The following is a 22,826-nucleotide window of genomic DNA, read 5'->3' on the forward strand; positions in this document are numbered from 1 at the left end:
AACTATAATTCTTCCCCCCAATTTTTCAATTCCTCTTCACTCCACAACTCCGGGAAAAAAATTCTTTTTTGGTATTTTGGATGCATGTATTTTTTCCAATCGCTGCCTCCGGTTGCTTCTCCGGTACCTTTACCACTATCGATATATTTTTTGGCGGCATTCAGATGGCCCATAACCCAAGTAATATTTACAGTATAGTCATAATGACGCATGGCTTTTACTAAATCAGGGTTTTTCTGATCTTCTTCTGGCAATTGACTGAATTTTTGCCAAATATTAATGGTATTGTATTCTTCCATATAAGATAAGAAAGTCGTTTTGTATTTTCTTTCAAATTCTTCAATTAAGAATGATTTTTTACCTGTTTTATAATCTTTTCCGGCGGCTTGCCAGTACAAATGTTCGAAGGCATGTTCGTATGATGTGTTTCTGTCAATAGTTGCTCTAAAACGGTGATCGATTAAATTGATTAAATTGGTAGAAGAAAATTCTATCAATCGGTATTGCGCACTTTGAAAACCACTGGCAGGCGTTAAAGTATTTCGGAATTTCATGTATTGCTCCACATCCATTCCTTCGCCCATAATGTCGAACGAAGTAGTAAGCATATCGAAATAACGACTAATTCGCATTAATCGTTCGGTAAAAAACACTGTTTCCAGTTTTTCAGTATAAGAAATTTGCTTCATTTCCCATAATATCATTTTGAAAAGCAATTCATTGACCTGATGGTACATGATGAAAACCATTTCATCGGGCAATACTGTTCTTTGGATCTGAAGATTTAAAAGTGCATCTGTCTGGATATAATCCCAATATGTCATTGGTTTGGACCAAAGCAACCCTTCAAGATGTGTTTCGGTTTTTTGATCAATTGCCTGGAACTTTTGTTCTAATTTTTCGAGTATTCCTTCGGAAATATTTATGTTGTTCATTATGGTTTAGCTTTTTATTTTAAAGGAATGTTTTAATCCTTTGTAAGCATCTATATCTGCTTTTATAGACCCAACAGCAAGACTGGCTTTTATTCTGACTGGCAGTTTATTATTATCATCTGAAATCCAGACTGTAAGACTTTCTTCTTCTTTAAAGACACGACCCGACTTTACTAATGGCCTAAAAACCATAGTCGATATCGTTCCAAATTTAGTGTTTATATCTTCTCGTCCCACGAATTTTAACTTAAATTTTGTGGTTTCTTCATCAAAAAACATATCGATAGCTATAGATTCTCCTACTTTCAATTTATCAATATTGGGATGATTTCTTAAGTAGTAGAACGCAGACAATATGTCTTGTGTATTCTCTGGAATGGAAAAGTTTTTTTCTGTTTTTTTCTTGTAGTCTTTTACCACAACTTTATTTGAAGACTGATTAAAAAAGCCTTCCTGATTCTTTTTATATCCTCCTTCGTCTATTTTTCTGACAAATTGGTATGGATTACCTGTAACCTTGTCAATGTAACTTTCATACACATCTTCCACTTTAAAGAAAAATCTCGACATTCCTGTAGTGTAACCTTTACCAATAACATGATAAACTTTTTTATTGTTTTTTACTGCATCTCGGACTTCCATAGTAGCGTATCCTGCATTTACAACACCATAATGGATTCGGAATTTAAACCATTCCCCAGTATCATAGGCGTCTTCTTTCTGGGTTCCAAAACCTACGGTCACGATAAACAACAAGAAAACGATTACTTTTTTCATAATTAAATGGTTTGATTTATAAGCATAAATGCAATTTCCGTTCCAAATGTATTAAAACAAAAAAACCCAGTCAAATAATGACTGAGTTTTTATGCTATTAACCAACCAAAAAACTATAAATTATGAAAACTTATATAAAAAATCAGGAAACCACTCCTTCATTTTTGTGAGTGCAAAGATATTCAAAGAATTGACTTATGTTTAGTAAAAAACCAACTTTAACATATATTTTGCAAAAATTAAGTCTTTTCGGCGGTTGAAATTATGATATAATTAAGATTTTTAGTTTTTTTACAATGTTCCTCTTAATTGTTGTTCTCTTTCTATTGATTCAAAAAGGGCTTTAAAATTACCTGCTCCAAAACCTTTAGCGCCCATTCTTTGGATAATTTCAAAGAAAAGTGTTGGTCTGTCTTCCACTGGCTTGGTAAAAATCTGCAATAAATAACCATCTTCATCGGCATCAACCATGATGGCTAATTTTTCGATGGTGTTTAAATCTTCTTTCATCATATCCATATGAACGCCTAATCTTTCCGGAATTGCTTCGTAATAAGCATGAGGCGGCGCAGATAAGAATTCGACACCACGAGCTTTTAATTCCGAAACCGTTTTGATGATATCATCCGTTGCAATGGCAATGTGCTGTACTCCGGGACCTCCATAAAAATCAAGGTATTCTTCGATTTGAGATCTTTTCTTTCCTTCAGCAGGTTCGTTGATTGGGAATTTGATGCGTCCGTTTCCGTTTGACATTACTTTACTCATCAAGGCTGAATACTCGGTATTGATTTGTTTGTCATCGAACGAAAGGAAGTTCACGAAGCCCATAACGTCTTCATAGAACTTAACCCAAGTATTCATTTCATTCCATCCCACATTTCCAACCATGTGATCGATATATTTTAATCCTACTGATTCCGGATTATATTCTGATTTCCACTCTTTATAACCTGGCAAGAAAATTCCAGTATAATTTTTACGTTCCACGAAAACATGAACCGTTTCTCCGTAAGTGTAAATTCCGGAACGCACTACTTCACCAAACTCATCTTTTTCAACAGTTGGTTCCATGAAGGAACGGGCGCCACGTTTCATCGTTTCCTCATATGCACTGGTTGCATCTTCTACCCAAAGAGCTACCACTTTTACTCCATCTCCGTGTTTTCTTAAATGTTCGTTGATTGGAGAATCCGCATTTAATGGCGTAGTTAATACCAAACGGATTTTATCTTGTTTCAACACATACGAAGCTCTGTCTTTTACGCCGGTTTCCAATCCTGCATAAGCTAATGATTGGTATCCGAAAGCGGTTTTGTAATAATGTGCGGCTTGTTTTGCATTTCCTACGTAGAATTCTACATAATCGGTTCCTAATAATGGAAGAAAATCTTGTGCTCCTTCAAATATTTTTTCTAGTCCGTATTCTACTGATTTTACTTCTTTTGACATTGTATTTATTTTTTTTGTTCGGATAATCTTGTATTTGATTACCGAAATTGTTGATATTGATTCAAAATTCCTAGCCCTGATGGAAACGGCATCCTTTTTTTTGCTGCCAAAAAGAAAAAGATATAGTGTACAGCAGGAAACAGCTCCTCCCTGCGACTACGCTCAGGATGACTTTATTCTACCCAAGATTTATAATATTGCCCATCGTCTAATCCCATGGCTTCCTCTGTCACCATTAACGGGCGGAAAGTGTCTACCATTACTGCGAGTTCTTGGGTTTCTTTATGACCGATACTTCTTTCCATTGCTCCTGGCGCGGGTCCGTGAGGAATTCCTTTTGGGTGCAACGTAATGTGTCCCTGCTCTATATTGTTTCGGCTCATGAAATCGCCATCTACATAATACAATACCTCATCGCTATCGATATTGCTGTGATTATAAGGCGCGGGAATGGCTTTTGGATGGTAATCGTACAATCTTGGAACGAAGGAACAGATTACAAAAGTCGACGTTTCGAAAGTTTGGTGAATGGGTGGTGGCAAATGCACACGACCGGTTATAGGTTCGAAATTGTGAATGCTGAATCCGTACGGAAAATTATATCCGTCCCAACCCACAACATCAAAGGGATGTGTCGCATAAACAAATTCATGCATCATGCCTTCTTTTTTGATTTTGATTAGGAAATCCCCTTTTTCATCGTGTGTTTCCAATTCGGTTGGCAAGATAAAATCGCGTTCACAAAATGGGGAATGCTCTAAATGTTGTCCGGATTCGTTTTTGTAACGTTTTGGCGTATAAAAAGGGGCGAAAGATTCAACGTAAAGCAATCGGTTTTCTGTAGTTTCGAAATCAATCTGGTAAATCATTCCGCGTGGAATTATGAGATAATCGCCGTATTCAAAAGGAATATTTCCAACCATGGTCCGTAATTTTCCCTTCCCCTTGTGGATGAAAATCATTTCGTCAGCATCGGCATTTTTATAGAAATAATCTCTTAACGATTTTCTTGGTGCTGCTAATCCGATAGTACAGTCTTTATTGACTAACATGGGTTTTCTACTGTCCAGGAAATCGTCTTCGGGTTTCAATTCGAATCCTTTTAAAAGTAAAGATTTTATGTTCTTTCCTATGGCAATTTTGGGTTCAACCGAATAGGATTTTAGAATTTCTTTGACTTGCGTTGGTCTGTGAACATGATATAACAACGAAGAATGTCCGTGAAAGCCTTCGGTTCCAAAAAGCTGTTCGTAATACAAACCGCCGTCTGGCTTCTCGAATTGTGTATGTCGTTTTTGGGGGAAATTTCCCAATTTATGATATATTGGCATGGTTTTTTTTTGATTTAAGTTTAAATTATAAAGCTGAAAAAAACCCAACTCATTCCGGATTTCTCTTAATAAGGAATTTCAGATAACCTAATAACCCGACCCAAGTTGTTTTCATGGTAACAAATATCGTAAAAATTTAAATTTTGACCTTGTTTCTTGTGAAATATTTATAAAACCAAAAGGCATTAAAGAATTGACGAATCAATTTTTTAATGCCTTTTTATAATTTATAAATCTGGATTATTTATCTGGATTATTCAATCTGCTGTTTTTCTTTCCGTAAACAAAATAAATCACAAGTCCTAGTGCTAACCATGCCGCTAATCTCAACCAGTTTGTCCATCCTAAACCATATATCATGGCAAGACATACGATAACACCTAGAATTGGTACGAAAGGCACGAAAGGCGTTTTGAATTCTCTTTTCATATTTGGCTCCGTTTTTCTTAAAACAATAACCGAAATACAAACTAAGATAAAGGCAAATAAAGTTCCAATACTGGTCATGTCTCCAACAATATCTCCTGGAATAAATGCTGCAAATAATCCAACAATTACTAAAATAGCAAGATTTGCTTTGTATGGCGTTTTGTATTTTGGGTGCAAATCACCGAATGCTTTTGGTAACAAGCCATCTTTACCCATCGCATAAAATACTCTGGATTGTCCTAACAACATTACTAAAATCACAGAAGAGAATCCAGCAAGAATAGCAACCGTTACAAACTGGGCCAACCATTCATATCCAATCATGTATTTACTGATTGCAAAAGCGACTGAAGCTTCTTTTCCGCCAGTTCTAAAATCTTCCACTGTTGCCATTCCCGTTAAAACGTGAGCAAAAAGAATATACAAAACAGTACAAATTGCCAGTGAGCCTAAAATACCAATTGGCATGTCTCTTTTAGGATTTTTAGTTTCCTGTGCTGCTGTACTTACTGCATCAAAACCAATAAAGGCAAAGAATACCGTTCCGGCAGCGCCAAGAATCCCCATAATTCCTCCATAACTGTGACCAATACCGTGTTCATCTGTGAAAATAGATGCTTCCGGGATATAAGGTGTATGATTTACCGGATTTATAAAACTCCAGCCTAAAACAATAATTAAAATTACAATAGCAACTTTAACCACTACGATTATTCCATTTACAAAAGCCGATTCTTGTGTTCCTCTTATTAAAAGTAAACTAATTGCAGCAACAATAAAAAGTGCTGGTAAATTAATGATTCCTTGTTCTCCTAAATCTGAAACTTGGAAAGGGGAATGCGAAAGGGAATACGGAATGGGGCTCGTATGGAGCACATTGACCAGTAAATTATTGAGATATTCACTCCAGGCGATTCCTACTGTGGCAGCACCAACAGCATATTCCAGAATTAAATCCCAACCAATAATCCAGGCAAGCAGCTCGCCCATGGTGGCATAAGTATAAGTATAAGCACTTCCGGCGATTGGAATAGAGGAAGAAAGTTCCGCGTAACATAATCCTGCTAATGCACAACCTATAGCGGCAACAATAAATCCTATGGTTACTGATGGTCCCGCATTTTGAGCGGCAGCTGTTGCCGTTCTTACAAACAATCCTGCTCCAATAATTGCTCCAATTCCTAACGCGATAAGAGACCAGGCGGTTAGTGTTCTTTTTAATCCTTTCTCAGATTCTGAGGCTTCATTTAATAGTTGTGCTAAGGGTTTTCTTTTCCAAATAGACATATCTACAGTTTTAATTTTTTTTAGAATCCAAATATATTGCTTTTTCTATAATTTCAAACAATAAAATGAACCTAACCCCATTTTTTTATTAAAACCAAAAACCAACAGTAAACCAAGTAAACCCTTTGCTTAACTCTGGCGACCATGAATGTTTAATTTCTATTGGACCAATAATAGTTTCCATACCGTATCCAATTGCATATCCATTATATTTAGGTGTTGAAATCCAATCTGTATTTTTAAAAAGATTGTCCCCAAGATTGGCATAATTTGCAGAGAAATTCAAATGGTTTTTTTTGAAAATTTCATAATCTAAAGTAAAAGCTGATTTAATATAACTATTGGCATTTATACTTAAAAAGTCATAGCCGTAGAAATGTTTGAAATTGTTAACCGGACTATAGCCGTAGCCTCCAAGCACAAAATTGAAAAAAGGAACACTATTCTTACCCATCGCAAAACCAGCTTCGGTTTGAAGTTTCAGCGTTACCTTTTTAAAAAAAGTTTTTGCTATTCCTATATCGCCTTTTGCAATTGAAAACCTGTTGAATTGATTTGTATAATCAGAGGAGAACAAATACGACTGGAAATCTCCAGAAAAATACCATCCGCTTTTTGGAAAATATTTATTATCAAAAGAATCATATTTCAAATAACCGAAAGCACTTAAATAATCGCTTTTTTCAAGAGTTGGCGTTGAGTTTTCTAATGTTTTCGATTTGATCCTTAAATGTTTGTACTCCAATCCTGCGCCGATCAGAAATTTTTGAATAAAAACAGTCTGGAGATACGCTTGATTTGAAAAGTCCGAAAAATCAATATTAATGCTGTTTATTCCCAGCTGAGCCAATAACTGACCATCACTAAAATCGGTTGCCACGTTTTTATTAAATCTATTGAGTCTGGATTTAAAACCAAAACTCCAGTGAAAACCATTATCTAAATAATAATCAAAATTATATCGAAAATTATCCCCAAGTACTATATCAAAAGAGGCGATATCATTTTTAAAAAATGTTTTTTTCTGGGTTAAATTAAGCAAAATGCCGCTTTTATATAATCCATCATAATGCAATCCAAATTTCAAAAAGGTTTTAACCGGATTTTCTGTCAGATAAATATTCAAATCATCCCGGGAATTATTGGGGTCTAATGAATAGCTAATGGCGCTAAAGTTTTGCGTCGCGGTCAAATTATCTATTCCTATTTTGAAATCGTTGTAACTTATGTTTTTCCCTGATTTAAATCCTAATTTTCCAAGCACATAAGAGTCTGTATAGTTCTCTAATTCATTAATACGGATATTTTTAAGCGGTATGCTGTCGCTCAAAATACGATTGTTGTTTTTTACAAAACCGTTAGATTGATCCGCTATTGCTTTTATTTTCTCATAGACAGCAAATGCCGCTTCTTCTCCTTTTTCAATGATTTCCTGACCGTCACTAAATGAGATCACTCCGAAACCGGTAATGTCTGGTTTTATGTAAATATCCGTTTTTGCTATTTTTTGTTTCATCTTCTCCATCGATTGAAGAATGGAAATCTGAACCAATATTTTTGTAGCGTCTTTTAACTGTGTTCTGTCATTTAAATCGTCCTGAACATCAACTCCAATGATGAAATCTGCTCCAAGTTTTTTTACTTCCTCAATCGGATAATTGTTTGTAACCCCTCCATCTACTAATAATTTTCCATCGATTTCTACTGGAGAAAATAATGATGGAAATGCCGAACTCGCCAACATAGCCTGTGGCAAATATCCTTTATCCAACAAGACTTCCTCGCCGGTTTCGATATTCGTTGCCATGCATAAAAATGGAATTGGCAATTTATTGAAATCTCTAACGTGTCTGACATTATGCGTGAGCCGGGTCAATAAATTATAATTGAACATTCCTTTGGACAAAGCGGTAGGGATTCCTACTTTAAATCTATGAAAAGGCAAAGTAAACGCATACAATTCGTCGTTTCTTTTCTCATAAAAATTCTTGGAAGATCTTGGAATAAAATCCTTAAGTAACTTATCAAAATCAGTGGTTTTGAAAATAGAATCAATCTGATTTGCATTATATCCAGAAGCATATAGTCCGCCGACAACGGCGCCCATGCTGGTTCCGCCAATGTAACTTATTTTGACACCTGCTTCTTCCAATACTTTCAAAACACCAATATGCGCAAATCCTTTTGCTCCGCCACCACTAAGAACAAGCCCGACTTTTAAAGGCTTTTTTTCTGTTTCTTGTGAAAAAGAGGTTAGGGAAGCGAGAAATAAAAGAATTAATAATGCAAATCTTTTCATTTAATTAGCTAATTGGTTTTGTAAAAGTCGGTAATTTTTTTTGCTTTTGAAAGCCCAACGATATCAGAAATTTCTTTTTCGGTAGCTAATTTTAATCTTTTAACGGATTTGAAATGTTTTATTAACGTGAGCATCGTTTTTTCGCCTATTCCGGGAATGGTTTCAATCGAGGTTTGAATTGCTGCTTTGCTTCGTTTGTCTCTGTGAAAAGTGATTCCAAAACGATGTGCTTCATTTCGCAATTGCTGAATAATCTTAAGCGTTTCTGACCTTTTATCTAAATATAACGGAACGGAATCGCCCGGATAAAACAATTCTTCCAAACGTTTTGCTATGCCGATAATGGCAATTTTTCCTCGCAATCCTAATTCATCCAAGCTTTTCAATGCCGATGATAATTGCCCTTTTCCGCCATCAATGATGATGAGCTGCGGCAAAGGTTCGTTTTCCTCCAATAATCTTTTGTATCTTCTGTAAACCACCTCTTCCATTGACGCGAAATCATTGGGTCCATCGACGGTTTTGATATTGAAATGCCTGTAATCTTTCTTACTGGGTTTTCCATCTTTAAAAACAACACAGGCCGCAACTGGATTGGTTCCCTGAATATTCGAATTGTCAAAACATTCAATATGGCGTGGTTCGACCGAAAGTCGCAAATCTTTTTGCATTTGCGCCATAATCCGGTTTGTATGACGTTCAGGATCTACAATTTGCAGTTGTTTCAATTGTTCAATTCGGTAGAATTTTGCATTGCGAATGGATAAATCCAGAATTTGCTTTTTATCTCCCAATTGCGGAACCGTAACTTTTATATTTTCGCCCACTTCTACATCAAACGGAACGATAATTTCTTTTGATAATAAATGAAAACGTTCCCGTAATTCGACAATCGCCAATTCTAATAATTCTTTGTCGGTTTCGTCTAGTTTCTTTTTAATTTCCATCGTGTGTGAACGAATGATGGATCCATGAGAAATTTGCAGGAAATTCACAAAAGCGGCACTTTCATCGGAAACAATCGAAAACACATCGATATTCGTGATTTTTGGATTGATAATCGTAGAACGCGATTGGTAGTTTTCAAGGGTTTCTATTTTTTCTTTTATTTTCTGCGCTTCTTCAAATTTCATTTCGGACGCCAAATCGGTCATCAGCTTCTTAAAATCTTTCATGCTTTCCTTGAAATTTCCTTTCAGAATTTCTCGGATGGCATCCACTTGTTTCTGATAATCTTCTAAGGATTGATGTCCTTCACATGGTCCTTTGCAATTGCCAATATGATATTCCAAACATACTTTGAATTTTCCGTTATCGATATTCGATTTATTCAAATCATAATTACAAGTTCGGAGCGGATACAATTCTTTGATTAAATCCAATATGGTATGAACGGTCTTGAAACTGGTATAAGGACCAAAATATTCCGAACCGTCTTTGACCATTCTTCTGGTAGAAAATATTCTCGGGAAAGGTTCCTTTTTTATGCAAATCCAAGGATAGGTTTTGTCATCTCGTAACAACACATTGTATCTGGGCTGCAAGGTTTTTATCAGATTGTTTTCCAGCAGTAACGCATCGGTTTCGGTAGGAACGACAATGTGTTTTATGGTAACGATTTTCTTTACGAGCACATTGGTTTTTGCCGTATCGTGGATTTTATTAAAATAGGAAGCCACCCGTTTTTTTAGGTTTTTGGCTTTCCCGACATAAAGGATTTTATCTTCTTTATCATAATACTGATACACCCCCGCACTATCAGGCAAGGTTAGTATTTGAAGTTCTAAAGAAGGAATTATCATTTATTACTACCGGTTAATAACCCGAAAGCTATCGGGATTGATTAAGTTCATTCCTCAAAATTACAAATTAGAACTGTTAAATACGAAAAACAGTCCATAACTTATAATTCATAACTCATAATTGTATATTTTTATCTTTTTAACCTGCTATGAATCACCACGAACTTAAAAATATCACGATTTTAAAGGAAACTATTTTGCCTGGAGAAAGCAAAACCATTAACATGGAAATTGCGAAACTCCATACTATGACCAAACTGAAAATTCCAATAATTGTCGAACGTTCCAAATTTCATGGCCCGACAATTTTGTTTACAGCTGGTTTGCATGGCGATGAAATTAACGGGATTGAGATTGTTCGTCAAATTATAACTCAAAAAATCAACAAGCCTAAAATCGGAACCATCATCTGTATTCCGGTGATTAATGTTTTTGGATTTCTGAATCAAAAGCGTGAATTTCCCGATGGCCGTGACTTGAATCGCGGGTTTCCGGGCACCAAAACGGGTTCCTTGGCAAGCAGATTTGCCTATAATTTACTGAAAGAAATTATTCCGCATGTAGATTATGTGATTGATTTTCATTCGGGCGGAGCAAGTCGTTTCAACGCACCACAAATTCGCGTTGTTCCTGATAATCCTGAATTGAAAGCTTTAGCCGATGTTTTTCATGCTCCGTTTTCATACTATTCAAAAAACATATCAGGCACTTTTAGAAATTCCTGCGACAAATTGGGTGTAAAAATGTTGTTGTTTGAAGGCGGTAAATCCATCGACATCAATGACGAAATCACGCGGGAAGGTTTTGAAGGGTCTAAACGGGTCTTGGATTATCTCGGAATGTTAAATTCGACAAAGAAAATTTCAATCCCCAAAAACAAGACCATCTACATAGAAAAATCAACTTGGATTCGGGCTAAATATTCAGGAATGTTTCATGGTTATACCAAAATTGGAAGTTATGTTGAAAAAGGGCAGCTGTTAGCCACCATTTCTGATCCTTACGGGAAAGTTGAGCACAAAGTAAAAGCAACAGATTCGGGTTATATTTTCAATGTAAACGACGCACCCATTGTGTATCAGGGTGATGCCATTTATCATATATCAAAAAAATTGAAAAACTAAAACCTAACAATTATCATATTTTTAATCATTTTGTAGTGCTAATTTTGGTGAAAATTACTGTACATGTTATACTGGAAAAAACTATCTCAAAAAGAGAAACAAGAACGCATTCAAAAAGCGTTAGAAGAAAATGTAAATTTTACACATGACACCTCTTTAGGTTATCCCGCATCCAAGTTAGACGGAAAAGTATTTAATAGTGAGGCCTCATTCTTAAAGGACGCACCCATTTTACAAACTTATGTTGCAAACCCCAATCATATCGGCTGTCATACTTTTGGCACTTCCGAAAAAGCATTTAAAGGCACCCAGGAAATAGAACGTGAAGTTTTAAACGTTCTTGCCGTAGATATTTTCAAAGCAGAACCCAATTCTTTCGATGGCTATATTGCTCCTGGCGGAACCGAAGCAAACATCCAGGCGATTTGGATGTACCGTAATTATTTCATGTATGAATTGAATGCAAAACCAACAGAAATTGCCATTATTGCTTCGGAAGACACCCATTATTCTATTCCGAAAGCAGCCAATTTATTGATGCTCGACTGGCTGAAAATCCCAGTTGAAACTTATACCCGCGTAATTGATGTTTTTGCTCTCGAAACCATTATCATAAAAGCGAAAGCACAAGGCAAAAAATATTTCATTGTAGTTTCAAATATGGGAACCACCATGTTTGGCGCTGTGGATAATCCGGATGACTATATTCAAATGCTGGAAAAGTATAAATTGACTTATAAATTGCATATTGATGGTGCTTATGGCGGATTTGTATATCCGTTCAGCAATAAAAATTGTGACATTAATTTTGAAAATCCAAAGATAAGCTCCATTACTATCGACGCTCACAAAATGCTTCAGGCACCTTATGGAACCGGCGTATTCATCTGCAGAAAAGGATTGATTGAAAACGTACTGACCAAAGAAGCCGAATATGTCGAAGGCATGGATTTGACGCTTTGCGGAAGCCGCTCGGGTTCAAATGCCATCGCAGTCTGGATGATTTTATTTACGTATGGTCCTTTTGGATGGTGTGAAAAAATACGGGTTTTACAAATGAGAACCGAATGGTTGTGCGAACAATTAGATGCTTTGGGGGTGAAATATTTTAGAGAACCTTTTATGAATATTGTAACTATTCAGGCTCAATATATCACAAAAGAATTGGAAGAAAAATACGATTTGGTTCCTCAAAAACATGGCAAAGGTAATTTATGGTATAAAATTGTAATCATGGATCACGTGGAAATAGATCATTTGAGTACTTTTATAACCGATTTAAAAGCCACAGTCCATGCTAAAAAAGGAATTACGAGCGAAATACTTGACATTACGTAACCAACTTTCCGAAGAAGAAATTGAAGTTAAAAGTTTGGCTATAGCCAATGAACTATTGAAACTTCCAATTTGGGATAAAACGTATTTCCATATTTTCCTGCCTATTACAGAAAAAAAAGAAGTGAATACCGAGTTTATCCTGCATCTTTTATCAGGGAAAGACAAAGAAATTATCGTTTCGAAAAGTGATTTTGAAACCCGAAAGATGATTCATTTTCTATTAACCGATAATACCAAAATCAGGAAAAACGCATACAATATTCCTGAACCCGTTGATGGCATTGAAGTCCCATCCAACAAAATTGATGTCGTTTTTGTACCGCTTTTGGCATTTGACAAAAAAGGACATCGCGTAGGTTATGGCAAAGGTTTTTATGACATACTATTGTCCGAATGCAAGCCTGATGTAATCAAAATTGGATTGTCATTCTTTGAATCTGAAGAAATCATTACTGATGTGTTTGAAAGTGATGTTCAAATGAATTTTTGTGTGACCCCGGATGCCATTCATTCTTTTAATTTTTAATTCGTACTTTCGCAGCGGATAAAACCATTTAAAGCTATGAGAACATTTCAATATTCAAGATTTGCACTAACCCTTTTGGTTGCTGTATTTGCAATTTCATTATCAAACTGTAGTGTTCACACTAGCACCAGAAGCAGTAGAACCTCCTATAAAGCCAAATCGCTTCCGCCAGGACATGCTAAGAAAATCCATGGGCAAAAAAGCGCTAAACGATTTGCTCCCGGACATAACAAATAATAAAAGAAAAAGACCTACTCAATTATGAATAGGTCTTTTTTATTTTACAAAAGTGTTAAATTTAGTCCTTATGAAACGCTTTTTTATTGAATACAATTAAAACCCCTACTCCTGTTGAGATGGCCATGTCAGCAATATTGAAAATGGCATTGAAGAAAGTGAAGTTTTTCCCTCCCCAAATAGGCAACCAAGAAGGCAAATTTCCACTCCAAAATGGAAAATAAAACATATCCACGACTTTTCCGTGAAAATAGGTTCCATAGGGTTGGTCAGAAAACAAAGTGGCGACATTATTATAACTGTCATCGAAAATCACACCGTAAAAAACAGAATCAATAATATTTCCGAAAGCGCCGGCAAGGATTAATGCGATAGCCACAATCAAATAATTCGAACTTTCTTTTTTTACTGAATCCCATAACCAATATCCAATTCCTGTTACGGCAACTAATCTGAATAAAGTTAAAATTATTTTACCATAAGCCCCAGGTATTTCAGTTCCCCAAGCCATTCCTTCATTTTCTATGAAAAGGATTTTAAACCAGCTAAACACTTCAACTTCTTCTCCTAAAACAAAATTAGTTTTGATGTAAATTTTAGAAATCTGATCAACCAGCAATAGTATGAAAATAATTAAATAGGCTTTCTTTAAAGACATTTTATGATTTTTTGTGGTGCAAAAATAGTAATATTATCAAACAAAAAATGATAATGATTCAAATGTTTTGAAAGATTTAATAGTTTCAATTATAATGATTTATGTTACGCTTTTATTTACATTTGTTTAACTTTAAAGCATATTATTATGAAATCATTAAAATTCACATTAATCAGTTGCTTGCTTATCTGTTTTGCTTCTTGCAATTCTGATGATACTTCTAATGAAAAAGCGGTCTTTGCTATTCCTGTTGTAAAATCTTTAACCGCCATTAGGAACAGTGTTACTGTTTCTGCTGCCAGACAAACCAATTCTGATGGTAAAATATATGTTACCGAAGACTACTTATTTTACATAGCAAAAGAAGAAGGGGTTCACATTTTTGACAATCAAAATCCCGCATCACCACAAAACATAGCTTTTATCAACCTTGAGGGTGTTCATGATATTGCCGTTAAAGGCAATTACCTTTATGCCGATAATTTTGTGGACTTATTGGTTTTTGATATTTCCAATATCCAAAACATTACTTTGGTACAAACTGTTCAGAATACTTTGTCTTTTTATGCATTGTTCCCTGATACTGCGGAATTTTATGATTATACCATAACGCCAAATTCAAATGAAATTGTTGTTGGATATCAATTAGAAACCAGAAACCGTCCTTACGGACAAGATTTGATTTTGGCGGGTGATGCCATGGGAGGTCTTGAAAGTTCGAATGGAAATACTGTAGGAACAGGCGGTTCTTATGCTCGTTTTCAGATTAACAATAACGCTTTGTATGCGATAGATAGTTTTCAGCTGAATGTATTTAATATTAGTACTCCAGCGAATACCTTTTTTGACAAAGCAGTATATATGACCGATTGGTTTGGCGGAGGGCAATTTGAGACTTTGTTCCAGCAAAAAGAATATCTGTTTGTGGGTTCTACAAACGGGATGCAAATTGTGAATGCATTTGACGAATTTAATCCTTATTTTGTTTCAGGTTTCTCTCACGCCACAGCTTGCGATCCCGTAGTGGTTTTTGGAAATACTGCTTATATAACTGTTAGGGGCGGATCAACCTGTGGAGCCATTGCAGACCAGGTAAATGTGATTGATATTACAGACATTTCAAATCCAACCCTGATTTCGACCTATTTATTAAACCAGCCTTATGGATTGGGAATTAACAACAATATTCTTTATGTATGCTGTGGTTCTGAGGGTTTAAAAGTCTTTGATGCATCAAATTCTTCCGGTCTTACCTTACAAAATTCTTATGCCGACAATGTGACTGATGTAATTCCATTGGAAAGCCATTTAATTGCCGTTGGAGCAAATACAATCATCCAATATAGTTATGGTACTAATTTTTCATTGCAACAGTTAAGTGTCGTGAATTTTTAAATCAAAACATAGCATAAATAAAAAACGCTCTAATTGAATTGGAGCGTTTTTTTATTGTAATCAGAAGGAATTATTATCGTTGCAAGTTTTTTGCTTCGATACTCATGGTGGCATGAGGAACTATTTTCAATCTTTCTTTGTTGATTAGTTTTCCGGTTACTTTACAAACCCCATAGGTTTTGCTTTCAACACGGAAAAGTGCATTTTTCAAATCACGAATAAACTTTTCCTGACGGATAGCTAATTGCGAGTTGGCTTCTTTTGACATAGTTTCACTTCCTTCTTCGAATGCTTTGAATGTTGGCGACGTATCGTCTGTTCCATTATTCAAATCGTTCATATAGGCGCTTTTGATTAAATCTAAATCGGCCTGCGCTTTTTCTATTTTATTTAAAATAATTTCCTTGAACTCTGCTAAATCAGCATCTGAGTATCTAGTGGTTTGATCTACCATAATCCCTTACTTTGAAATTAATAACATTGTTTTTACTTCGTCGAATACAATTTCTGTACCGTTTTCTATTTTATCCTGAATTACTATTTCTTCGGTTAACGTTTCGTCTTTTATGTATTGCTCGTTAGACTTTATGGCTTCTTCAATAGCGCCATCTTTTTGCACATACACTTTGATTTTATCCGTCACTTCAAAACCGGAATCCTTTCTTAAATTCTGAATCCTGTTGACCAACTCTCTCGCAATTCCTTCTTTTCTTAAGTCTTCGGTAATCGTTATATCCAAAGCTACTGTAATATTTCCAGAATTTGCAACCAGCCAACCCTCAATATCCTGTGATGCTATTTCTACATCTTCTAATGTTAAAGTTATGCTTTTTCCTGCAATAATAACACTAATTTCACTATCTCTTTCCAATTGACTGATTTGTTCTTGAGAGAAACCTTGTATTTCTTTGGAAATCAACCCCATATCTTTTCCGAAACGCGGTCCTAATGTTTTAAAATTAGGCTTAATTTGTTTTACCAATATTCCTGAAGCATCATCCAGAAGTTCAATTTCTTTCACGTTAACTTCCGCTTTTATCAGGTCGGAAATAGCTTCAATCTCCAAACGATAGGCATTGTCAAGCACCGGAATCATTACCTTTCGTAATGGTTGACGCACTTTAATCATTTCCTTTTTTCTCAGTGATAATACAAGCGAGGAAATGGTCTGTGCTTTCTGCATTTTGCTCTCTAATGATTTATCAACAAAGTTTTCAACGCTTTTTGGAAACTCCGCCAAATGTACACTATCAAATTTTTCTGATTGTGTTCTTTGTGTTAGATCTCTGTAAAGTTTATCCATAAAAAACGGAGCAATTGGAGCGCCCAACTTACTTATGGTTAGCAAACAGGTATATAATGTTTGATAAGCCGCAATTTTATCCTGCGCATATTCGCCTTTCCAGAAACGTCTTCTGCACAAACGAACATACCAGTTACTCAAATTTTCCTGAACAAATTCCGAAATTGCACGAGCGGCTTTGGTTGGTTCGTAATCCGCATAAAAACCGTCTACATCTGCAATTAAAGTGTTCAATTCGGAAATAATCCATTGGTCAATTTCCGGTCTTTCTTTTAATGGAATTTCAGCTTCTTCGTATTTAAATCCATCAATATTAGCATATAAACTAAAGAATGAATAGGTATTGTATAAGGTTCCGAAGAATTTACGACGTACCTCAGCGATTCCTTCTAAGTCAAATTTTAGGTTGTCCCAAGGATTCGCGTTAGAGATCATATACCAACGGGTGGCATCAGGACCATATTCTCTTAATGTTTCAAAAGGATCGGCAGCATTCCCTAAACGTTTGGACATTTTTTGTCCATTTTTGTCTAAAACTAATCCATTAGAAACAACATTTTTGTAAGCTACTTTATCAAAAACCAATGTTGCGATAGCGTGTAATGTATAGAACCAACCACGCGTTTGGTCCACTCCTTCGGCAATGAAATCCGCTGGAAAATCTTTATTTTGATCAATTTTATCTTTATTTTCAAAAGGATAATGCCATTGTGCATAAGGCATTGACCCGGAATCAAACCAAACGTCAATCAAATCAGCTTCCCGTTTCATCGGTTTTCCCGAAGCAGAAACCAAGGTGATTTCATCGACTACATTTTTATGCAAATCAATTAAATCATAATTGGATTCATCCATATTTCCAATTTCGAATCCTTTAAAAGGATTTTCTTTTTGAAAACCTGCTTGTATTGATTTTTCTATTTCGTTGTATAATTCTTCTACCGAACCTATTAGAATTTCTTCTGTTCCTTCCTCGGTTCTCCATATTGGCAATGGAATTCCCCAGAATCTTGAACGTGATAAATTCCAGTCATTGGCATTTTTCAACCAATTCCCAAAACGGCCTTCCCCTGTTGCTTTTGGCTTCCAGTTAATGGTCTCGTTTAAGTCGAACATTCTGTCTTTAACTTCCGAAATTTTTATAAACCAGGAATCTAAAGGGTAATATAAAATAGGCTTGTCGGTTCTCCAGCAATGCGGATAACTGTGCACGTATTTTTCTACTTTAAATGCTTTATTTTCTTCTTTCAAACGAATGGCAAGTTCCACATCTACGGAACGTTCCGGGGCTTCGCCATCGTTGTAATATTCGTTTTTAACGTATTTCCCTCCATATTCACCCATGTGCGAAGTGAATTTTCCTTGTAAATCTACCAATGGCACTAGGTTTCCGTTTTCGTCCAAAACCAATAATGGTGGCACTTCCGGTGTAGCTTCTTTGGCTACTTTAGCATCATCCGCACCAAAAGTCGGGGCTGTATGTACAATTCCGGTTCCGTCTTCTGTCGTTACAAAATCTCCTGAAATTACTCTGAACGCATTTTCCGGATTTTGATAAGGTAAAGCGAAAGGCAATAATTGTTCGTAACGGATTCCAACTAAATCGGAACCTTTGCATTCGGCAAGGATTTGGTAAGGAATATTTTTATCTCCTTCTTTGAAATTTTCAAAATCGGTTATTTCATTGCTTTCGAAAAACCCTTTCCCAAATTGTTTTCCGACTAAGTTTTTAGCCAAAACCACTGAAATTGGTCGGAAGGTATATTGGTTGAACGTTTTTACCAATACATACTCGATTCTTGGTCCAACCGTCAAAGCCGTATTACTCGGTAAAGTCCATGGAGTTGTGGTCCAGGCTAAGAAATGGATTTCATCTAAATCTAAGAATTCTAATTTGTAATCCTGCAAGTTTTTCGAAGTGATGTAATCGTAAAACTTAGAGAACAAAAGTTCTTTGTGTTCTTCAATAACTTTGAACTGAGCCACAACCGTTGTATCGGTAACATCACGGTAACTTCCCGGCTGGTTGACTTCATGAGAACTCAATCCGGTTCCTGCCTTTGGTGAATACGGCTGGATGGTGTAGCCTTTGTACATCAACTCTTTGTTATAGATTTGTTTCAAAATCCACCAAACGGTTTCCATATACTTGGGTTTGTAGGTCACATACGGATCTTCCATATCTACCCAATATCCCATTTTTTCGGTCAGGTCATTCCACACGTCGGTATAACGCATTACGGTATTTTTACACGCTTCGTTGTATTCTTCGATGGAAATGGTTTTTCCGATATCTTCTTTGGTAATTCCTAATTCTTTTTCGGTTCCCAATTCTACGGGTAAACCATGCGTATCCCATCCGGCTTTTCGCTTTACCTGGAACCCTTTTTGAGTTTTATAACGACAGAAAATATCTTTGATCGCACGGGCCATAACGTGGTGAATACCAGGCAATCCGTTTGCTGAAGGCGGACCTTCAAAAAATACGAATGGTGGGTTTCCTTCACGTGTGGTAACGCTTTTTTCGAAGATGTTTTCTTTTTTCCAGAAATCAAGAACTTCTGACGCTACCGTTGGCAAGTCAAGTCCTTTGTATTCAGTGAATTTTGTGCTCATTTTGTCGTTTTCTTTAATCGATTTGCGAAAGTAATAAATAGTTATGAGTTATGAGTTATGAGTGGGGAGTTTTTGCGTGAGGGATAGTAGTGAAAATCCTTTTCCTTTTTTTCTTTAAAAAGGAAAAGATTGAAACGGACAGCCCGACCCGCATTTTTCTTGCGGGTCACGCCCAAATCAGTTAGGAGAAAACCTCTTTTAAAACGTCGAGAGATTTTGGTTTTTTAAATCCTTGCAGATGAAAACTGTAGTAATCGATTACAATTTTTAACAGCAATTGTCTTTCGATGACGTGGAATGTTTTCATGTCATAATCGAATTTTAAATCGATGAGTTTTTTGAAGAGATTGGTTTCGTGTTCAGACAAGGAATTTATACCGTGAAATGGCGTGAAAATTCCTTCGGTCATTTCAAAAAAAGGCATATCCATATCGGAAATATCGGGATAGAATCCTAAATATTTGGTGATTTCCAACAGTAAAATCAGATGAAAATTGGCAGTTTCATCATGAGTATCGAGCCACATTAAAGCAGTTTCTAAAAACACGAATAACGCCTCATTTTTTTCTTCCTCATGGATGCTGTGGTGCAGCATTTCGGACAGGAACATAACAATCGTACTTTTGACCACATCGTTATGAATAGTTTGAAAAGTGTTCGCTAATTTTAATTCTTTGAAATTTTCTAAAGTGCCTTTATTTTTGTGAACGGCTTCGATTTCGAGAATGGTCAACGGTTGAAAATACGCTATTTTCTGATTGCTTTTTCTGGATGAAAAGGCATCGCGGACAAAGTAGGATTTTAAGCCATCGGATTGGGTGAAGCATTTTACAATCAGGCTTTTCTCTTGGTATTTGAGGGAACTGATTACAATGGCTTTTGTTTTAACCAACATGGTTTTTGGAAATTATCTGATTATCATTACTTTTTTGACTTTGGTTTCAATGCCGTCTTGGGCCGAAATAAATATCATGTATACACCTGAAGTTACTTTGTTTTTTCCGAAAACTTTGGTATCCCATTCGATGGTTCCGCCTTCGGCGATGGCTTCATGAACGAGATTTCCTTCGATATCGGTGATCTTTACATTGCATTTATTCAACAATCCGCTGATTTTTACGGTTCCTTCAAATTCTGGTCGCACCGGATTTGGATAGACTATTACATTACTCAAATCTTCGCTTGGTTTTGTCGAGGTTCCTTTGAAAGAAATCAATCCTTTGTCTGTTGCGATGAAAACTTCTCCTGTTGTTCCGTTTATATCGATATCATTGATGGTATTGCTTGGCAATGGAGAATTGTTTATAGTGAAATGATAAATCGTTTCCTGACCGTTTGGCGAAACCATGAAAATTCCCGAATCGGCGGTTCCTATCCATTTATTATTGGCGCCATCAACTACAATATCGGTTATAAACTGTTCGAATAATAATTCCTGGGCAAGGTCGTCCTCTAAAATTATTATGGCGTTGGTTGTCAATTGCTCTTCACTCAAAAAACGATCTACGCTCGAAAGTACCCGTAATCCTTTTCTGGTTCCAATCCACAGTTGGTTTCTATTGTCAACCGTAGCAACTCTTACGTCGTTTATGGGAAGGTTGCCATCTTCTGAACCCATTTTTATTTTTTGGTAAACATTCCCATTTTCATTGAAGGCTATAACTCCATCGTCTCGTGTAACCATCCATTTAGTCCCGTTTTTATCAATGGACAACCTTCCCATATTGAATTTTCCAACTTCCTGATAGTAGTTTTCCATACTATAGGATTGCCATTGTCCGTCTGTTTTTAAAACTTTCAATCCGTTTTTTACCATGCTGTTTGTAACCCATAAATTTCCGGATTTATCAAATGCCGTCCCGTTAATTCTGAGTGTATTTGCTCCAACAAATGACTCAAGACCGCTATTGTTTTGATTGTAAAGCACACTCGGAATATCATTTTCTATTTTAAGCAATCCTGAATGAAAAGAACTTACATAAACCTCATTTTCGTTGTTGGGATTAACCGCGATTCTGACCATTGAGGCGACATCTTGACCAACAGATTGCTGAATATCATTATAAGGCGTGTTTTGCCACCCGGTTGATGTAAACTTACTAATCCCATAATAATCCAAGGGATCCGGATTGTAAGAGATATTATAATCCCCATAAACTGCCCAGAGATTGTTTGTTGCGGTGTTTATGGCAAAAATATTGTTTCTTAAAGGACCGTCAGGGTTTATAAATTCAAATGCTGAAAGATCATTAATTGCTGTTGTTATCACCCCATTCTCTAATGTTCCTATAAAAATAACACCATTGATAATTGTTGCACAAGTAAATTTGGCAGTCATATCTGGAATTTGATTGCTGTTTACTTGGGCTATTAAACTCAGACTTTGATTGTAAACATAAACTGTATTTTGGGTAGTGACAATCAAATAGTCGCCGCTTGCTCTCATATCAGCAGCAGGCATTGGAAGTTGAAAAAAGGAAACAAGTGAAGTTCCGTTAATCTTAAATATTTCGCCCCAATTTGCGATAGTCATAAGCTCACTACCAAAAGTTTCAATACTTGACCAACTATTTCCGGCAAGCAGAGCCCACTGATTGTAATCATTTAGATTTGGATTTGTAATTGATGCCCTTCGGATACCGCTGGAAGTTGAAGCATAAATATAGCCATTGGAAATAGCGGTTTGCGTTACGCTGATTTCCGCACCTGAATCTCCAATCCGATAGGTATCTCCGAATCCTGAAGTAGCCAGATTGTATTGTACAATTCCAAAATCGCAGGAAACATATACAATTCCGTCATGCTCCATGAAGTGATTGATTTTTTTTAAATTTTGGGCTACCCCATTCGTGATTATATCAACTACATTCAGCATGCTGCCGTCGGCTTCATTGATAACAATCATCAATCCGTTTTGATAACCAATCAGAGTTTTATTAAAGGTCGGACTATGGTAAATTGAAGTTATGGTTTGTCCCGAAAGCCCGTCGATTGTATTGGTTGTTTTTAATGTCTCTGTGCTTAAATTTTTAGAAAATAAAGCATTCTCTGAACCCGCAAAGAAAACTGTTGGCGACTGAGAAATATCTTTTATTTCATTATATGAAAAATACCCTTTCCATAATTGATTGTTTTGGGCATAACCCATTTGCATTGTGAGGAGGAAAAGGAAAGTAATAAAATATTTTTTCATTATAATTTAATCAGATTGAAAGACAAATATAATACAAAACGGAAATATTTGAATTTTCATATAGGAAGTAAAAAAAATGCCTCCCATAAAAGGAAGGCATTTTCATATTTATATATTGTGTTTG

17 protein-coding genes are annotated in these 22,826 nt (G+C 36.0%); 5 read left to right on the plus strand and 12 right to left on the minus strand.

The annotated features are described in order from the left end of the window. Nucleotides 1-2: 2 nt before the first annotated feature. The 7 genes from VI621_RS00625 to uvrC form a co-directional block, all read right to left on the minus strand. On the minus strand, nt 3-935 hold the full coding sequence (locus tag VI621_RS00625) for a tryptophan 2,3-dioxygenase family protein (RefSeq protein WP_324216454.1): 933 nt from the start codon (nt 933-935) through the stop codon (nt 3-5). A gap of 6 nt (nt 936-941) precedes the next feature. After that, on the minus strand, nt 942-1,712 hold the full coding sequence (locus tag VI621_RS00630; RefSeq protein WP_324216455.1) for a DUF3108 domain-containing protein: 771 nt from the start codon (nt 1,710-1,712) through the stop codon (nt 942-944). A 291-nt stretch (nt 1,713-2,003) separates the two neighbouring features. Then, nucleotides 2,004-3,164 carry a 4-hydroxyphenylpyruvate dioxygenase gene (hppD, locus tag VI621_RS00635; protein ID WP_324216456.1) on the minus strand — a complete coding sequence of 387 codons (1,161 nt, stop codon included), beginning with the start codon at nt 3,162-3,164 and terminating at the stop codon, nt 2,004-2,006. Nucleotides 3,165-3,337: 173 nt separating this feature from the next. Further along, nucleotides 3,338-4,495: a homogentisate 1,2-dioxygenase gene (locus tag VI621_RS00640; RefSeq protein WP_324216457.1), complete on the minus strand. Its 1,158-nt coding sequence runs from the start codon at nt 4,493-4,495 to the stop codon at nt 3,338-3,340. 240 nt (nt 4,496-4,735) lie between these two features. Then, nucleotides 4,736-6,211, minus strand: coding sequence for an amino acid permease (locus tag VI621_RS00645; RefSeq protein ID WP_324216458.1), 1,476 nt, complete (start codon nt 6,209-6,211; stop codon nt 4,736-4,738). An 88-nt stretch (nt 6,212-6,299) separates the two neighbouring features. After that, a complete protein-coding gene (locus tag VI621_RS00650) occupies nt 6,300-8,510 on the minus strand; it encodes a patatin-like phospholipase family protein (protein ID WP_324216459.1) in 2,211 nt (736 codons plus the stop codon). 8 nt (nt 8,511-8,518) lie between these two features. Next, the gene (gene uvrC, locus VI621_RS00655) at nt 8,519-10,312 is read right to left on the minus strand and encodes an excinuclease ABC subunit UvrC (protein WP_324216460.1); all 1,794 of its coding nucleotides are present in this window, start codon (nt 10,310-10,312) and stop codon (nt 8,519-8,521) included. Nucleotides 10,313-10,461: 149 nt separating this feature from the next. On the opposite strand from uvrC, the gene VI621_RS00660 reads away from it, so the two are divergent. From VI621_RS00660 to VI621_RS00675, 4 genes are all read left to right on the plus strand, one after another. Beyond that, a complete protein-coding gene (locus VI621_RS00660; RefSeq protein ID WP_324216461.1) occupies nt 10,462-11,436 on the plus strand; it encodes a succinylglutamate desuccinylase/aspartoacylase family protein in 975 nt (324 codons plus the stop codon). Nucleotides 11,437-11,499: 63 nt separating this feature from the next. Next, entirely contained in the window at nt 11,500-12,774 is a 1,275-nt protein-coding gene (locus VI621_RS00665; RefSeq protein ID WP_324216462.1) for a pyridoxal phosphate-dependent decarboxylase family protein, read from the plus strand. Then, complete coding sequence (locus VI621_RS00670; protein ID WP_324216463.1) at nt 12,731-13,300, plus strand: 5-formyltetrahydrofolate cyclo-ligase; 570 nt, start codon at nt 12,731-12,733, stop codon at nt 13,298-13,300. Before VI621_RS00665 ends, VI621_RS00670 begins: the two co-directional genes overlap by 44 nt. Before the next feature lie 36 nt (nt 13,301-13,336). Beyond that, nucleotides 13,337-13,537 carry a hypothetical protein gene (locus VI621_RS00675; protein ID WP_324216464.1) on the plus strand — a complete coding sequence of 67 codons (201 nt, stop codon included), beginning with the start codon at nt 13,337-13,339 and terminating at the stop codon, nt 13,535-13,537. A 61-nt stretch (nt 13,538-13,598) separates the two neighbouring features. Here the strand turns inward: VI621_RS00675 and VI621_RS00680 are convergent, their stop codons facing one another. Beyond that, the gene (locus VI621_RS00680; RefSeq protein ID WP_324216465.1) at nt 13,599-14,195 is read right to left on the minus strand and encodes a lipoprotein signal peptidase; all 597 of its coding nucleotides are present in this window, start codon (nt 14,193-14,195) and stop codon (nt 13,599-13,601) included. Nucleotides 14,196-14,342: 147 nt separating this feature from the next. On the opposite strand from VI621_RS00680, the gene VI621_RS00685 reads away from it, so the two are divergent. After that, on the plus strand, nt 14,343-15,590 hold the full coding sequence (locus VI621_RS00685) for a hypothetical protein (protein WP_324216466.1): 1,248 nt from the start codon (nt 14,343-14,345) through the stop codon (nt 15,588-15,590). Nucleotides 15,591-15,663: 73 nt separating this feature from the next. Here VI621_RS00685 and VI621_RS00690 read toward each other — a convergent pair whose 3' ends face one another. The 4 genes from VI621_RS00690 to VI621_RS00705 all read right to left on the minus strand — a co-directional run bounded on the left by VI621_RS00690 (nt 15,664) and on the right by VI621_RS00705 (nt 22,702). Further along, entirely contained in the window at nt 15,664-16,044 is a 381-nt protein-coding gene (locus VI621_RS00690) for a TraR/DksA family transcriptional regulator (protein ID WP_324216467.1), read from the minus strand. 6 nt (nt 16,045-16,050) lie between these two features. After that, a complete protein-coding gene (gene ileS / locus VI621_RS00695) occupies nt 16,051-19,509 on the minus strand; it encodes an isoleucine--tRNA ligase (RefSeq protein WP_324216468.1) in 3,459 nt (1,152 codons plus the stop codon). Nucleotides 19,510-19,690: 181 nt separating this feature from the next. Continuing rightward, nucleotides 19,691-20,404 (minus strand): DNA repair protein RecO, encoded by a 714-nt coding sequence (gene recO, locus VI621_RS00700; RefSeq protein ID WP_324216469.1) that lies wholly within the window; start codon nt 20,402-20,404, stop codon nt 19,691-19,693. Nucleotides 20,405-20,416: 12 nt separating this feature from the next. Continuing rightward, nucleotides 20,417-22,702: a T9SS type A sorting domain-containing protein gene (locus VI621_RS00705; RefSeq protein WP_324216470.1), complete on the minus strand. Its 2,286-nt coding sequence runs from the start codon at nt 22,700-22,702 to the stop codon at nt 20,417-20,419. Nucleotides 22,703-22,826 lie beyond the last annotated feature (124 nt).

Source organism: Flavobacterium sp. (genome assembly GCF_035292545.1).
Classification (GTDB): domain Bacteria; phylum Bacteroidota; class Bacteroidia; order Flavobacteriales; family Flavobacteriaceae; genus Flavobacterium.

What these genes read in the sequence shown, in the direction of transcription:
- uvrC (WP_324216460.1), bottom strand. Translation starts at nt 10,312, where the DNA reads ATGATAATTCCTTCTTTAGAACTTCAAATACTAACCTTGCCTGATAGT.
- VI621_RS00675 (WP_324216464.1), top strand. Translation starts at nt 13,337, where the DNA reads ATGAGAACATTTCAATATTCAAGATTTGCACTAACCCTTTTGGTTGCT.
- VI621_RS00640 (WP_324216457.1), bottom strand. Translation starts at nt 4,495, where the DNA reads ATGCCAATATATCATAAATTGGGAAATTTCCCCCAAAAACGACATACA.
- VI621_RS00625 (WP_324216454.1), bottom strand. Translation starts at nt 935, where the DNA reads ATGAACAACATAAATATTTCCGAAGGAATACTCGAAAAATTAGAACAA.
- VI621_RS00685 (WP_324216466.1), top strand. Translation starts at nt 14,343, where the DNA reads ATGAAATCATTAAAATTCACATTAATCAGTTGCTTGCTTATCTGTTTT.
- ileS (WP_324216468.1), bottom strand. Translation starts at nt 19,509, where the DNA reads ATGAGCACAAAATTCACTGAATACAAAGGACTTGACTTGCCAACGGTA.
- VI621_RS00705 (WP_324216470.1), bottom strand. Translation starts at nt 22,702, where the DNA reads ATGAAAAAATATTTTATTACTTTCCTTTTCCTCCTCACAATGCAAATG.
- VI621_RS00690 (WP_324216467.1), bottom strand. Translation starts at nt 16,044, where the DNA reads ATGGTAGATCAAACCACTAGATACTCAGATGCTGATTTAGCAGAGTTC.
- VI621_RS00665 (WP_324216462.1), top strand. Translation starts at nt 11,500, where the DNA reads ATGTTATACTGGAAAAAACTATCTCAAAAAGAGAAACAAGAACGCATT.
- recO (WP_324216469.1), bottom strand. Translation starts at nt 20,404, where the DNA reads ATGTTGGTTAAAACAAAAGCCATTGTAATCAGTTCCCTCAAATACCAA.
- VI621_RS00630 (WP_324216455.1), bottom strand. Translation starts at nt 1,712, where the DNA reads ATGAAAAAAGTAATCGTTTTCTTGTTGTTTATCGTGACCGTAGGTTTT.
- VI621_RS00660 (WP_324216461.1), top strand. Translation starts at nt 10,462, where the DNA reads ATGAATCACCACGAACTTAAAAATATCACGATTTTAAAGGAAACTATT.
- VI621_RS00645 (WP_324216458.1), bottom strand. Translation starts at nt 6,211, where the DNA reads ATGTCTATTTGGAAAAGAAAACCCTTAGCACAACTATTAAATGAAGCC.
- VI621_RS00670 (WP_324216463.1), top strand. Translation starts at nt 12,731, where the DNA reads ATGCTAAAAAAGGAATTACGAGCGAAATACTTGACATTACGTAACCAA.
- hppD (WP_324216456.1), bottom strand. Translation starts at nt 3,164, where the DNA reads ATGTCAAAAGAAGTAAAATCAGTAGAATACGGACTAGAAAAAATATTT.
- VI621_RS00680 (WP_324216465.1), bottom strand. Translation starts at nt 14,195, where the DNA reads ATGTCTTTAAAGAAAGCCTATTTAATTATTTTCATACTATTGCTGGTT.
- VI621_RS00650 (WP_324216459.1), bottom strand. Translation starts at nt 8,510, where the DNA reads ATGAAAAGATTTGCATTATTAATTCTTTTATTTCTCGCTTCCCTAACC.